Origin of the sequence: Sporosarcina sp. P19, from assembly GCF_002743165.1 — a bacterium.
GTDB classification, from domain to species: Bacteria; Bacillota; Bacilli; order Bacillales_A; family Planococcaceae; genus Sporosarcina; species Sporosarcina ureae.
The window spans coordinates 1-15,549 of the sequence record NZ_PDYR01000025.1 but is presented as its reverse complement, the minus strand read 5'-3'; the positions used below and the strand labels follow the sequence as shown (position 1 = coordinate 15,549).

General features: G+C 44.4%; 11 protein-coding genes. 2 read left to right on the top strand and 9 right to left on the bottom strand.

Annotated features, from left to right (window positions below; translation table 11 throughout):
• Positions 1-209: 209 nt before the first annotated feature.
• Both CSV74_RS16170 and CSV74_RS16165 read right to left on the bottom strand, forming a co-directional pair.
• Positions 210-524, bottom strand: a complete 315-nt coding sequence (locus CSV74_RS16170) for a metal-sulfur cluster assembly factor (protein WP_029052483.1) — start codon at positions 522-524, stop codon at positions 210-212.
• 46 nt (positions 525-570) lie between these two features.
• The gene (locus tag CSV74_RS16165) at positions 571-1,347 is read right to left on the bottom strand and encodes a prolyl oligopeptidase family serine peptidase (RefSeq protein WP_099692426.1); all 777 of its coding nucleotides are present in this window, start codon (positions 1,345-1,347) and stop codon (positions 571-573) included.
• 172 nt (positions 1,348-1,519) lie between these two features.
• Here CSV74_RS16165 and CSV74_RS16160 point away from each other — a divergent pair, with 172 nt between their 5' ends.
• On the top strand, positions 1,520-2,344 hold the full coding sequence (locus CSV74_RS16160; RefSeq protein WP_099671634.1) for a Cof-type HAD-IIB family hydrolase: 825 nt from the start codon (positions 1,520-1,522) through the stop codon (positions 2,342-2,344).
• Positions 2,345-2,356: 12 nt separating this feature from the next.
• Positions 2,357-3,214, top strand: coding sequence for a DegV family protein (locus CSV74_RS16155; RefSeq protein WP_099692425.1), 858 nt, complete (start codon positions 2,357-2,359; stop codon positions 3,212-3,214).
• A 261-nt stretch (positions 3,215-3,475) separates the two neighbouring features.
• Here the strand turns inward: CSV74_RS16155 and CSV74_RS16150 are convergent, their stop codons facing one another.
• The 7 genes from CSV74_RS16150 to addB all read right to left on the bottom strand — a co-directional run bounded on the left by CSV74_RS16150 (position 3,476) and on the right by addB (position 14,971).
• Positions 3,476-4,846 carry an alpha-amylase family glycosyl hydrolase gene (locus CSV74_RS16150; protein WP_099692424.1) on the bottom strand — a complete coding sequence of 457 codons (1,371 nt, stop codon included), beginning with the start codon at positions 4,844-4,846 and terminating at the stop codon, positions 3,476-3,478.
• A 180-nt stretch (positions 4,847-5,026) separates the two neighbouring features.
• A complete protein-coding gene (locus CSV74_RS16970; RefSeq protein ID WP_233190998.1) occupies positions 5,027-5,158 on the bottom strand; it encodes a resistance to Congo red protein in 132 nt (43 codons plus the stop codon).
• Positions 5,159-5,188: 30 nt separating this feature from the next.
• Complete coding sequence (locus tag CSV74_RS16145; protein WP_029052488.1) at positions 5,189-5,563, bottom strand: YisL family protein; 375 nt, start codon at positions 5,561-5,563, stop codon at positions 5,189-5,191.
• 92 nt (positions 5,564-5,655) lie between these two features.
• Entirely contained in the window at positions 5,656-6,552 is an 897-nt protein-coding gene (locus CSV74_RS16140) for a fumarylacetoacetate hydrolase family protein (RefSeq protein ID WP_029052489.1), read from the bottom strand.
• Positions 6,553-6,607: 55 nt separating this feature from the next.
• On the bottom strand, positions 6,608-7,795 hold the full coding sequence (locus CSV74_RS16135) for a DUF418 domain-containing protein (protein ID WP_099692423.1): 1,188 nt from the start codon (positions 7,793-7,795) through the stop codon (positions 6,608-6,610).
• Entirely contained in the window at positions 7,792-11,496 is a 3,705-nt protein-coding gene (gene addA / locus CSV74_RS16130) for a helicase-exonuclease AddAB subunit AddA (protein ID WP_099692422.1), read from the bottom strand. Before addA ends, CSV74_RS16135 begins: the two co-directional genes overlap by 4 nt.
• Positions 11,480-14,971: a helicase-exonuclease AddAB subunit AddB gene (addB, locus tag CSV74_RS16125; RefSeq protein ID WP_099692421.1), complete on the bottom strand. Its 3,492-nt coding sequence runs from the start codon at positions 14,969-14,971 to the stop codon at positions 11,480-11,482. The genes addA and addB overlap by 17 nt, the downstream gene beginning before the upstream one ends.
• Between the last annotated feature and the right edge of the window lie 578 nt (positions 14,972-15,549).

Sequence of the window (15,549 nt, the reverse complement as noted above, 5' to 3'; positions counted from 1 at the left end):
GGCGCGTAGGAGGGGCGACTCCTAGAGGATCAGCTCGACAGGTGAGACAACTAAAGGGAGCGCAGCGACCTAGTTGGCTCACCGCGAGCCCTCAGGAACGCGTCCCCTCCGAAGCGCAAATCCCTATCCCCAACAGCCCGACAGCCTAACCATCTATCCACTCCATAAAAAACCACACCATTTTAAAACGGTGTGGTTGGTATGATCTATTAACGTACGCCTAGTGCAATCTTGGCATAGCGTGACATGTTATCGCGTGACCATGGTGGATTCCAAATGATATCTACCACTGTATCCTTTACCTCTGGGAGTTCCATTAGCTCTTGCTCAATATTCGCTACAATCTGTGGACCCATTGGGCAACCCATTGACGTCAGTGTCATTGTAACTTTCGCGACTCCTTCGTCAAGCAACTCTGCATTGTACACCAATCCAAGATTGACGATATCAATACCCAATTCAGGGTCGATGACGTTTTCCAACGCACCAAATAAATACTGCTTGATCTCTTCTTCTGTGTTCATCGAAATGCTCCTCTCTGCTGTGTAGTAATCTTATCTTACCAACATACTACCTTGCACGCAAATGCAGTGCAAGCCAATCGACTGCTGCAAGCATTCCTGGACGTGAAACAGTGTGCCCGGCATTTTCATCAGGCATCCATTTCAATAGCTCCGGCTCGTCTTCGTAATCCTCTTGAATTTCTTCGTAAAATTCTTTCGTAAACTCAAACGGCACCATCGTATCTTGTTCCCCGTGCCAAATGAAAAGTGGACGATGATGCAATCTGCCTGGATTTTGTGATAGATCCACTTGGTCAAGGGCTGCGAATAGATGCTGGCGTTCTTCTTGAGACACTGGAATTTCCCTACCGCCACGCTCTGCGTAAGAAATTTGTCCTTTGGCTAGGCGCGTGAATGCAGGTGAACCCATCATCACGGACGCTGCGTCGATCCAATCGTAATTCGCAAGGCAACCGAATGTCGTGATTCCGCCCATTGAAGTGCCCCCCATGCCAATGAGTGTATCATCATCGATCAATTGTTTTTCATAAAGTTCATCATGTAAAACATCTGCTTCTTTAATAGAAGTCAGCACGATGTCCCAAAAACTTAATGCTAATTGAAATTCATCTAAGGATTCCGAGCGCTCACCATGCAGTTTAGCTTCGGGTAAGATGACACGAATTCCTCGTTTAGCTAGATTATATGCGTAGTGTAAATTATGTTCTTTTGCACTAGTGAATCCATGAAAAAATAGTACAACAGGAATGCGTTCTTTCTCTTTTGACTCTTCTACGATGTGAAGTACGGGGATCTCTTGCCATCTTTCTGAACGAATAATCATGACGATTCCTCTTTTCCTACAATCATTTACTGTTATGTTAGAATAGCAACATATACCAGATAATACAAAACCTTCACCTCATTGCTCATTCTTTTGACTTACTTACACGGTTAACGATAAACTGTTAAGACATAACACTCTGGTAGTATAAGCAGTAATAGGAGAGGATATCTTGAAACCACATTTAATAGTAGTAGACTTAGATGGAACATTATTAACGGATGAAAAAGTGATTTCACCCAAAACAGAACAGACACTTCGCACAGCTGTTTCGCAAGGACACCATGTTATGATTGCGACAGGACGACCATACCGCGCTAGTGAAATATATTACCAACAACTTGGTCTGACGACACCAATCGTCAACTTTAATGGCGCTTTTGTCCACCACCCTACCGACCGTTCATGGCAAACGATTCACGAAACAATTGCCTTGCCAGTCGTCAATGAAGTAGTAGATGCCATGCAAAACTTCTCAGTCGAAAATATCGTCGCAGAAGTGATGGATGACGTCTATGCCCACTATCATGATGAGCGCTTTTTAGACATTTTAAACTTTGGCAACCCACTCATCACATCGGGAGATATTCGGAATTCATTAAAAACCGAACCAACTAGCTTGTTAATCCAAGCCGATTCTCTAACAGTCGATCCAATTCGACAGCATCTAGAAGACTTGCATGCGGAAGTCATTGATCACCGCCGTTGGGGGGCTCCATTTAATATTGTGGAAATCGTGCGTCACGGCCTCAATAAAGCAGTAGGCATTGATGCGGTTTCGAAATGGATGAATGTGCCGAAAGATCGCATTATCGCCTTTGGAGACGAAGACAACGATCTTGAAATGATTGACTATGCGGGTACAGGTGTCGCAATGGGGAATGCCATCGACCGTTTAAAATCCATCGCAGACGAAATAACAGACACGAATAATGAAGACGGAATTTCACGTATACTGGAAGAACGTTTATCCTTACAGAAAAACATTGTCGTATAAGGGGGAAAAGAAATGAAGATTTTTGCGGATAGCGCATGTGATTTACCTTTAGACTTCTTTAAAGAAAATGAAGTTGAACTATTCCCATTAAGCGTTCTTCTAGACGGCAAAGAATACGAAGATATCGTCGAGATCAACTCTAAGGAAGTTTTCGATGCGATCCGTCAAGGACAGCAACCAAAAACTTCACAAGCTTCACCCGATCAAATGATGACAACCTGGAATGACCTTGCAGCATCCGGTGAGGACGGCATCTATATCGCCTTCTCGTCCCAACTGTCAGGAACGTACCAAACGGCAGTCATGACGAGTGATCAAGTGAAAGAAGACAACCCTTCCATGAACTTGGCAGTCATCGATACACACTGCGCTTCACTTGGCTATGGTCTACTCGTCAAAGAAGCCGTACGCTTGCGCAATGAAGGCATCGGCATGCGAGAAATCGAACAAGAAATTCGCACAATGGCCACACATATGGAACACCTTTTCACAGTAGAAGACCTAGACTACTTGGCAAAAGGCGGACGCGTATCCAAAGCAAGCGCATTTTTCGGGGGACTGCTCAACATTAAACCACTACTTCACGTAGAAGACGGAAAACTCGTGCCAATTGAAAAACACCGCGGACGCAAAAAAGTTCTACGGCGCATGATCGAAATGATGGAAGAACGCGGCAGCAACCTACAAGAACAAACCATCGCCATCAGCCACGGCGACGACCTAACCACAGCCATAGAGTTCCAAGAAATGATCCAAGAAGTCATTCAACCAAAAGCAATCGAAATCCACCAAATAGGCTCCGTCATCGGCTCCCACGCCGGCCCCGGAACCATCGCCCTATTCTTCCTCAACAACACAAAAAGCGAATAAAAAAAACAGCCCGCATAAACCGCAGACTGTCTAGAACCCAAGATGAATTCCAGACTAGGAACTTATCTTGGGTTTTCTCCTTTATGAATTAACGCATTAAGTTTAATGTGCTAGCCTAGTTGATCGTAAGTGGAGGGCGGCGACTCCCGATGGATCAGCCCGATCAGGTGAGACAACTAAAGGAACGTAGTGACTAGTTGGCTCACCGCGGGCCCATGGGAAAGCGTCCGCCCGGAACGTCGATCAACGGTGCCTTACCCCTTACTTCTTCTCTCTAACAACTTCTTCAGTCCGTCCCTGCTTGCCCTTCCGTATAACCATATACAAAAACAACGCAAACAGAACAACTACCATAATAGAAGCTATTAGATAAGGCGTATTAAACCCTTTATCCTCTTCAATGATATAAACTTCCGCTAACTCACGATCAAGTACGACATGATACTTATTATCCTTCGTCTCCTTAATCAAATCCTGACCTATTACACCGCGAAGCTTCTTTTTCTCCCCAATCACCGAAGGATCCAGCTCAAAGCTCTGCACTTCCGACGTATTATTGAGCGCAATAATCCACGTCTCCTCTTCAGAAGAACGTTCAAACACAACAAATCCGTCTTCATTATGCAGGAACTTGAAATCTCCTGTACGAAGGGTTTCCGAGTCATTACGAAGAGTGTTCAGATCTCCAATCCACTCGTGTAACTCCATATCTGTCTTAAAGTTAAAGAACGGATGGGTTTCTGGTGCCTCTTTACCATTCACTGCAATTTCTGTTGCATAGGGAACTAATGGAACGCCCGGGAGCATGAATTGTGCAACCGTCGCTACTTTCCAACGTGTCGGTGGGAATTGACGAAGTTCCACCATTTTATATGTAAAACGTGGTCCAGTTAAATCATCATACTGCAGTAATTTCCCTGCGTCCTCATTGCTAAACTGCTCTAGTGAAGACGTATCCGGGTCTACTTGCACAAATGATTCTTGGATCGCTGCACTTCGTTTTTCAGCCGGCATACTGTCAAATGATGCATCACTCTGTTCATTTGTAATTACGTACAGACCTTCGTTCGCATCTTTCACTGCTTCGATCATTTTATTCAGGAACTCCGTATCCGCATCATTAAGCAATGTTAGACGAAGCCCGTCCAATTCATAATCCGAAACAAATTGTACAGCGAATTCCAGCAGTTCTTGCTGTACAGCAGGATCGCTTACTTCACCTACTAAAGGGAAATCTGCCATGATTTTCAAGTCGTTCGCATGCATTTCTTCAATTAACGCGGTGAACTCTTCCGCTGTACCGAAGTGCGGTTCAATCTCTTGATAATCAAGAACTTCATTTCCATCATACGATGCCGTTTTAAAAACCGGTCCGACAGAAATCATCGTAAAGTGCATATCGATCAAGTGTTGCAATCGATTGCTGATTCCTGCAAAGTCGCCACCGTTAAAAATAGCTGGATTTTTTGCGTCGGCATCGAAATCATTAGATTCAATCCCATTATTGAAACGGTCGACAAGTAAATCATAGATACTTTCATCGCTGAAAGATCGATCGGTATCTGCAAAAGCGGGTTGTGCTATCGATAGGGCAAGCATACAGGTTGCCAGTAGTCCGATTATTCGTTTCACTTTAGTAAATCCTCCTCATACAAACTCTTCTTTTAGTTTATCAAACGGTAGCAAGCCATGCTATTCTTTCTTATGAAAACTATTGACGCGTTCTGTAAATACGGCAATCTTGTGAAAGTATGATGCCCATGTCAATTTAAAAAAGCAGTGGAGGAAAAACCCTCCACTGCTTGCGCATAGTCATTCGTTATCGTTTTCAGTAAAGAAATTCGGATCCCGCTGTCTACGCGCACTAACTACAACGGAGACCGCAAACAACGCGATCAGCAACAGAATTACCATCAAAAATATCCAGCCGGCCTGTGTTGTCATTTGCTCATCTCCTCTAGTAGTCAGTAGTTATTAGGCGAAAAAGTTGAAGCCCATTGGTAATTTGAAACCTATGAACATCGTAGCAAGTAACGCGATGATGAAGAGAATCCACATAAGCCCCGTGTTCTTCCCTTTATTTCCACGAACAAGAACCATTTCCATAAATCCGATTGTCAAAATACCCAGGACAAATTTGATACCATATAGCATGGAATCAATAGTCATATGCTTAAAGAATAACGCAGCTCCTGTGATGATGATCAAGACGTAGAACAGTCGTAAAATCATATGTGTAATCTTTTTTCCTTTTGTTCCATTTGCCATACTTGCTGCTACTAAAAATAGTACAATACCTACTACCCATGTAAAAATATGCATGTGGGTTGTATCAGTTAAAAATCCCATTACTTCCACCTCATCATTAGTATAGTCGATTGATATTCTACCATATCTTTCAAACTACGACTATTCTGTTGCTTATTTCATAGACCTGCGTATTATTCGAAACGGTTAACTAGTGTTCCGATTCCTTCGATGGATACTTTTACTGTATCGCCTTTTTTCAAGTACGTTGGGGGTGTCATACCTTTACCAACACCAGCTGGCGTACCTGTTAAGATTACATCACCTGGCTCTAATGTGACGTACTTAGAGATTTCAGCGATCAATTCATCAATTTTAAAAATCATATTGGAAGTATTGCCGTTTTGGCGCACTTCATCATTCACTTTTGTTACGACGGATAAATTTTGCGGGTTTGGAATTTCGTCTTTTGTCACCACATAAGGCCCCATCGGACAAGAGTCGTCTAAACTTTTACCTAAGAAGAACTGTTTGTGCTCCGTCTGGATATTGCGTGCTGTAATATCATTACCAATCGTGTAACCAAATACGTAATCATATGCCAGTTGCTTTGGAATGTTTTTGCCTGTCTTGCTGATCACGACAGCCAATTCTCCTTCATAATCCAATGAATCCGTCACTTCACTATGGATCGATAACGTTTGCTCGTCCCCTGCGATGGCTGTTGGAGATTTGGTAAATAGCATCAATTTCTCGGGTGCTTTTGATCCAAGTTCCTCCGCATGGTCAAGATAGTTCTTACCCACACATAACACGTTTTTCGGTGTGCGTGGAATTGGAGACAACCATTCGATGTCAGTAAACGCACGCTTAAACTCCTCTACGTTTCCTTCAGCTTCAGTTTTCTCTACCAATTTACGAACTTCCTCTAAAAAATCCATTCCATGGGAAACGCCTTCAATCATCGTTTTCGGGAAATCAGTTTGTTCCAACGCTTCAGCCATTGCGAGTAAATCCCATACAGCTTCCTCACGTTTAACTTTTGGTCCGAATAAAGTCTGTCCTTCGTAACGGAATGACAATAATTTCATTTCAATACCCAACCCTTTCCATGTGAATTCACATATTCCTATGTTACGACAAAATCTACTTTTTTTCCTCTTTAACGACGAAATTCTTTCCGTAAGACCACTTCCGCCACACAGCTTCAAGTGGTCCCATTCGGAATTTCGTTAACCAAACCTGCGCTACAATGAGCTGAATCGCAAAAATTCCGATTGCCAACCATGTGCCGGTCACTATATCTACTTTACCATATAGACCGACTCCATATGAATAAAATACCATCGTCGCAATCACCGACTGCATAATATACGTTGTAAATGCCATTCTACCAACATTTGCAAAAGGTTGCGTAATATTCTTTAAAAATGGAATTTGAAACAGTAATAAAAATAATGCCCCATATCCAAGCGTCAAAATTGGTCCACCAAATACGGATTGAACGAGTAAGATATTTTCGAATTTCGGACCGTCCCAACTCGGGATGTTCTTCAATACAACGCCAATCGGAATAAATACTAGCATCGCGACTAGCAACTTCCCTTTCAGCGCATACATACGCTCGATGACTTTGAATTTCGATAATGCAGCACCAAACATAATCAACGGCAAAATGATAAAGACCGCTGTAATCGACCCGATGATTTCAAACGTGAAAAATTCATTCAAACGGAAAGCGAAAATATCGCCGAACGCACCGTTTGCATAAGCAGCAATCGCTCGTTCGATTTGCTGAACATCTTCAAATCCATCCAACATATTTGATGAAGTTGCACTACGAGTAAGTGCCAAAATACTGTATAACAATAATGTCGGCACAAAATAAATAACGAACGAAAGTGCCAGTAACCACTTCTTCGGAATTCGGATTACCGCGATCATAATGAATCCCATCAACGCATAGGTGAACAATATGTCACCCGACCAGATCAGCACCGCGTGCAACACGCCAAAAACCAGTAAAATCCCCATACGTCGTGCCATGAATGGTGCGAACTGTGTATTGTTTTTCAATGATTTTTCATACTGCATATTCACACCATAGCCAAATAACATGGCGAATAGTGGATAGAAACTAGCTTCTATAAACACATCGATAAAATGAAACATCGACTGCTCATGCGGAACGGTAAACCACGAATATGGATCCATATATGCATACGGCGAATGGAAATGAAGCATATTCGCAATCAAAATCCCGAGTAACGCAATTCCCCTCAAGTAATCGAGTGCTTCCACCCGTTCAGTTAGAGGTGTAGGAGTCAATTTCAAACGAATTCCTCCTGTAAGCTAATTATTTTTGCTTCGCTGAATAAATAGAGCAACATTTCTTTAATCTCAATCGAAAGAATGGATTCCAGTACGTTTTTATACAAATTCAACTGCGTACCATAACGGACTTGCATTTCTTTTGCAATCGCCTGATCAGAATGAAACTTACTCATATCATCCGTTTTATAATCAACAAGTACCCACTCGCCGTCTTCATGGAACAGACAGTCGGCAATACCTTGTAGCAACTGGAACTCGCCTTCAACAGCAGGAAGTGCATACGTGAACGGTGTTTCCCGCAACACTTGATCGGCTTGCTTCATCCGTTTGCCAAGTGTCGTTTGGAAAAATGCCACAATCGCTTGAATATCAATCGCAGCCGCTTCTTCTTTCGTCAGCAGTTCACGTCTTTCGAGCTGCTTAACAAATTCCGTTGCACTCGTATGATCTAGTTCCGCCTTTAAATCAAGATGCTGCATGACAGTATGCATCGCCGTTCCAATTTCTGCTTTCGTTAATGAACGCTTCTGCAGAAACGATGGCCGTGAATGAAGGTTCGAGATACGTTTTGTGACGTCAGGTTCCATTTCTTCAAACGGATCGGCATCTCCTCGTTCGATCTCCAGCAACGCAATCCGCTTCAACTCACTGACGGATTGTTTGGAGGACAACTCCACCGCAAAGTCAAACGGATAATGCGCATCAAAACGACTTCGCACTTCTTCTACCAGCTTCGGATCCGCCACGGCTGCTTCTTGATCGACAGGTATCCAGTCCTCAATCTCCACTTCATTCGTACTGTGGAAAGCAGAAAACGGGTAGGCATTTACTTCCCATGATGACGGGTCATCCATTAGTTCCCCGCCAGTCGTCTTACCGAACTTACCAAAGTCCATATGACGTGCAACGGCTGGGCCTATCCAGTCGAGATAACCGGCTGCCCGTGAACGTGTGTATTCCGGCAGTGGTTCATTTTCATCCAACAACTGTGCTTGTTGCCACTTGTTCATCGTTTTTTCGATGTCTTTAACCGAGGCAATCAATTCCAAATGCTCTTTAGCACGTGTCATCGCTACGTAGAGCACGCGCATTTCCTCTGCCCGCATCTCTAGTTCCTTTTTCTCTTTAATCGCTAGGAACGGCAGCGACGTGAACATAATTCGTTTATCCGGATCGATCGCTTTGACAGCGAGTCCGAAATGCTGATCAAATAAATACGGATTATGGAAGTCCATTTTATTGAACGGACGTCCCATTCCCGCTAAAAATACATACGGGAACTCCAACCCTTTTGATGAGTGAATGGTCATGATCCGCACGACGTTTTCCTTTTCGCTCATGAACCGTGCTTCCCCGAGATCATCGCCGCGTTTACGCATGCGGTCGATAAAGCGAAGGAAACGGAACAATCCACGGAAAGACGTTTTTTCATAAGCCATCGCCCGGTCATGTAACGCACGTAGATTGGCTTGGCGCTGTTTACCGTTCGGCAAGATTCCAACCATTTCATAATAATGTGTATCTTGATATACTTGCCAAATCAATTCCGATAACGAACCGTGCCGCGCCATATTTCGCCAGTCTTCAAGTAATAGGAAAAAGCGTTGAAGTTTTTCCTGTGTAGCAGGATTCACTCCTGCACCACCTGTCTGCATGAATAATTGCAGTGCGTCATAAAACGTCGCATTACGATTGACGAGCCGTATTTGCGCTAATTCATTTTCGGTCATGCCAACGAATGGCGCACGTAACACCGACACGAGTGGAATATCTTGGTATGGATTATCGACGACACGCAATGTATTGAGCATAATCATCACTTCAATAGCGTCAAAATAACCCGAAGATAAGGAAACATAAACAGGTATCCCTGCGGCTTTTAGTTCATCCGCAATTTCACTCGACCACGTCATCGAGCGCATGAGAATGACAATATCCCTGTATTCGAGTGGACGTTGCTTACCGCTAAATGCATCCGCCACTTGTGCTTGCTCCTCTTTCCACGCCTTAATCTTCTGCGCAATACACCGCGCTTCTACTTGAGACTTCTTCAGCTCTTGCTGTGCTTCTTGCTCTTCAGACATGTCATCTTCTTCATTTTCATACAAAATCGTCAATCCAGCTGAAACGTCTTTTTCGGGATATTGCGCACCGTACTTTAGTGCGGCCGCATCGTCATACTCAATTTCTCCAACACGTGTCCCCATAATCTGACTAAAAATAAAGTTCGTTGCATCGAGCACTTCTTTACGGCTCCGGAAGTTGGCATTCAAGTCGATTTTCAATCCTTGATCCCCTACATCTGATGTAAAGCGATCATACTTTCCTAAAAACAAGCCCGGCTCTGCCAGACGGAATCGGTAAATTGACTGCTTGACGTCGCCTACCATGAATAAATTGCCGTCTGTTTCTCCGCCTTTCTTCACTAACTGCAATATCGCTTCCTGCAAGAAGTTCGTATCTTGATATTCGTCCACCAATACTTCTGCAAATCGATTTCGGTAATCGTTCGCAATATCAGAAGGAACGCGCTCACCGTCTACTTCTTCTGATAAAATCTGTAACGCATAATGCTCGAGATCCGAGAAGTCCACTAAGCCGCGCTCTTCTTTCAATGCTTGGTAACGCGTCGTGAAATCTTCTACCAATCCGACGAGCGTGTGCATAAGTGGCGCCATCAAACGGATTTCTTCTAACAATCTTGCAGGCGTTCGAGTAAAGTACGTATCTTTCAACGTATTGACGATTTTCTTCACTTGATCACGCATCGATTTACCACGCGCAGCCAAGTCTTCGTCACATGTATCTTTACGAATCGTACCTGCCTTGACCCACTTCAACGTCTGGAAATATGCAAAGGCCTCTTCCCATTTACCGTGAAGCATATAGTCAAGTGCTCCATCAATCCACGCTTCATCGGCTTTCGCAGTTTCAAGCAAAGGCAGCGGTCCGTCATTCATTTCCGCCACTCGCTGTAAATCGCGTGTGACCGTTTTCGCTTCTTCAAGCGTATGCTGGATCGATACTTTCAGCGAATCGATGAATGATAAGCCATCGATCGTCGCATCTTCTCCAATTTCATATTGTTGCGGAATGAGCTCTAGCCACTGTGATGGATTTGGATGTACACGGGAGTAATCATAAAGTTTATCAATCAGCGTCTCGATCGCCTGATCATTACGGTCTGCAGTGAAACTATCACTTAGACGATAAATCGCTTCGGGATCCGGCTGACTGTAGGCATCTTCCAAAACAAGTGCAATCGTGTCATCTCGTAAAATCGCTGCCTCCGTTGCATCGGCAATACGGAATCCCGGATCTATATCGAGCACATACGAATACTGCCGAACAACTTGCAGACAGAATGAGTGCAAGGATGAAATCTGTGCTTTATTTAGTAGATTCAACTGTCTGCGCAAATGGACGGAAGAAGGATCCTTGACGATCGCTTCCTCGAGCGCACTGGCCATACGATGACGCATTTCGGCCGCTGCCGCATTTGTGAACGTCACTACGAGTAGCTGATCCACATCTATCGGCTGTTCCGTGTTCAATACTTTTTCAATCATCCGCGTGATGAGGACTTTTGTTTTCCCTGAACCTGCCGCAGCAGATACGAGAATATCTTTTCCGGACGCGTGGATGGCTTTCCATTGATCGTCCGTAAAGGTCTCATGTGGCGGCTTATCTGGAATTCGCATCTGGATCGATCTCCTTCCTCATCTTTTCTAATGAATCTTCCGGCTTATAGGCCGTATAGTTTCGTGTAGGCTGTGTCGGATCAGTGCTGTCAAACTGACAAATCGACTGATACGAACAGAACGTGCACGGCATATGTTCTTTCAGACGGTACGGATACACTCGTGTATCACCTGACAACATGCCGTCCCCTGCCTGCTGATGTTTCTTACGGACATATGAACGCAAAATATTAATATCTTCAGGAGGTACGACTTTTGAACTCGAATAAAACGAGCCGTCTTTCTTTAAGCGCGCTGGAATAATTAATGACTCACTTTCGATGTTGTCATCCATTGCCAACGCAACGTCTGCATCTTCCAGTATATAACCTTGCATTTTATAGGATTTCAATAATTCTTTTTCCACAGCATCTTCGTTCAACTCTTTCGTCAAACGCAGCATCGGATTGTGAACGTACATATACAACACACCAGCGGGATTTGCGTAGACGCCGAGCCAATCTTCCGCATGCTCGAGTGCAACGTCTAAATACGTCAGCATTTGCAACGATAAGCCGTAATACACTTCGGTCAAGTCAAGTGCACGAGCCGACGATTTATAATCGACTACTCGCAAATACGTTTGGTCGTCTTTTTTCATCGTATCAATTCGGTCGATTCGCCCTCGAATATGCATCTGTTGACCATTTTTTAGACTGATTTTAAGCGGTGCAATTTCTTCATCCGGACCAAAACCTGCTTCGATCGCAATTGGCGTGAAGCTTGAATTACGCGCCTGAGACTGCAGGGCACGGATCGTCCGTTGAATGATTTGCATCAACTTTCGCTGAATATATGCATAGCGTTGACTCGACAATAAAATTCGGTGGAAGAACTTCGGCGCGAGTGCATCGATCGCTTCACGGCCTAACTGCCAGCACTGTTCTTTCGTCACCGCAGCCCAAGACAAACCTTGGCGCATAACTTCATCGGAAACCCACTTTAATGCCGCATGGAATAAATCCCCGATATCCGGTGCTTCAAGCTGGAATTCAAAACGTTCTTGCAAATTCAGTCCATACGTCGTGAAATGTTGGAACGGACAACTGTAATACGATTCTATTCTAGAGACACTCGTTGTAAATGATGATCCGTATAAACCTGCTGTCAATTCTGTATCTAGCAACTCGGTCTTCTGTCGCTTCAACGCTGGTTGTACGATCGATTCTATAACTGAAGACCACAGTGGATCTTCTTTATAATACGCAAGAACCGCTTGCCATTCAGGCGCGATTTCTTCCTGAGTCGAAGCTTGCCGCATAATTCGAATCGCATAAGACAGCGCCACTTCAGGATGTTCGATATAGGCGAGCTTATCTTCCACTTCAGACAATTCCGTTGGTTCCATTACCGCGATTTCGATAGGAATATTCGCTACAATCTGCTGTAATCTAGGAATGTAAAGCGAGGGAATCAACGCTTTCCCTTCTTCATCCGCAATGGGATAGCTGACAATCAAACGCGCACTCGCTCCGGTAAACGCACGATATGCCATATAGGATTCGCGCATGAGTTGAAGCTTTGTCGTAGGCGCAAGCGTAATGCCAATTTCACTAAACAACTCTCGGTCACTGTCCGACAGCAATCCTTCATGATCATTGCGCAGTGGCAATATCCCTTCATTCGCACCAAGTACAAACACTGCTTCGACACCCATCGAATTAAATAACTCCATAGTCGTCACAGTGACTTGATCAAGCGAAGGCGGAATCAATTTGAATTCAAGTGTATCGAAACCTTCATCCAGTATTTTAATCGCTTCTGCAATCGGTAGTTGCTTCTCTCCAAACATCAAGACAAACTGATCCAACACATTAATCCAACTCGTCCATGCTTGTTCATGTTCCGCTGCTGCTTGCAAACGATTATTTGTATGTTCCGTTTGTTGCAACTCTATAATCTTATCGTAGATACGAAGAGACTCTATTGTGTAAAACAATGCTTCCGCTACATCCCGACCAGTTCGAGCAGACTGTAACTTCTGCTGCAATTGCTCGATCGGCTCGCGGATCATATCGCGCGTCTCAGCAAACTCCGCTTGTGTCGCCAGTTCTTCATCTGTCTGTACAGTACGGACTTTTTCTAGACCTCTATAGCGACTAACTTTCCAACGCTCTTCATCTTGCCAGCGAGACTTGCCGTGGATTCCTTTAGCCAATACGAAATTCTCCAAGCGGTCTGCCCGCTCTCTCCATACTTGCTTGCTTTCATTGACAGGGAAAAACAGATCGGTCTTCACTGCCCTGAACACTGCTTCATATGACCAATCAGTACGCACCGCCTCAAGCAATGAACGCACAAATTCGATCAATGGATGATGAAGCATCGGTTTCTTCTGACTAACGAACACCGGAATATCATATTGCGTGAATATGTTCTGAATCAATTCGTTATAGACATCCGGTTGTCGATTTAACACCGTCATCCCTCGGTAACGCTTGCCTTCACGCATCATCTTGCGAATCGAACGCGCCACTGCATGAACTTCCGCGCGGCGATTTGACGCTTCGATGATCTGGATCGCCCCTTCCGATTCAAACGATTCAGGAGGATAGTGATCAAACTGCTTTTCTAAATGGGCCAGTTCTGGATTTGTAAAGCGCTGCAACTCCGTCAAATGAACGCGTTCTTCACGATCGACAGACTCACTGTATGCTAGTTGCTGAAGCGTTTCGTACTGTTGCTGCGCTGTATGGAATAATTCATGCTCGCCGTTATGCACTTTTTCCTCCATTGGCAACACGACCGTCACACGTTTCGTATATTTCATTAATTGCGTAATAATCGTATATTCCTGAGTCGTGAAATCACCGAAGCCGTCTATGTAGATCGATGCATCTTGTAGCCACTCCGACTGTGCCAACTGATCTGCTAGCGCATTGAGTTGCCCTTCACTGTCCATATAGGTCGTGCCAAGACGTTCTTCAATTTTCTCTAGCAACAACTGCAAGTCATGCGCCTTATCCTGCAAAATCCGAGGCGCTTGCTTATCTGCGAGTGACGTTTTCAATTCAGTAAACGCTTGCTGATCAATACAATATTTACTGAATTCCTTCATGATGTCACTAATCTGCTCAGCGAATCCATGCTTCGAAGCCGCTTGTTTAAATAACTTGAACGAGTCTTTATTGTCTTCTAGCACACTGCGGACGAGCATGCGATAGCCGAAGCTGTCAACTTCTTCACGCGTGATGCCACCCACTTCTTGTAGAACCCGCCACGCCAGTCGTTTGAATGTCAGAACTTGGGCACGAATCATGCCGGACAGTCCGGATTTGACGGACAGGCTATATTCCATAGAATAAGATAACTGATCGGGTACGATGACGATAATAGGCGCCCCCATCGGCCGTTCTTTCAATTCTTGCGCGATCTCTCGTTCAATAAAAGTCGTCTTTCCTGTTCCGGAACGACCTGTAATAAAGCGCAATGTCATATTTTTCTCCCCTTTCGTTGGAAGTTGGATTTATATAGGGTTTTTAAAGTAATTAGTGCGTAAGTGACCATGGATTACGTTTCTATTTAGCATGCCTAATAAGCGGCGTGCGGTTGTGGTTCTTGCATGTGCCTTTCTTTTTCCTGTTCGTCCAGGAGGTTGTGGTTTAGCTAGCAATCTAAGTGGCAAATTCATTGTACCCACTTCGGCGCTGGTGGATGGCTCTCACGATGAGCCACAGCAGGCGCCTTCGTTGCGTCGTGTGTAGGCCAGTTCACATAGTTGTTTATAAAGTAATTAGTGCGTAAGTGACCATGGATTACGTTTCTATTTAGCACGCCTAATAAGCGGCGTGCGGTTGTGGTTCTTGCACGTGCCTTTCTTTTTCCTGTTCGTCCAGGAGGTTGTGGTTTAGCTGGCAATCTAAGTGGCAAATTCATTGTACCCACTACGGCGCTGGTGGATGGCTCTCGCGATGAGCCACAGACAGGAAGTTCGCCTGTCTCTGTCTCCTCGCTACGCCTACCACAGCAGGCGCCTTCGTTGCGTCGAGTGTAGGGCAGTTCGTAGACTTCTTT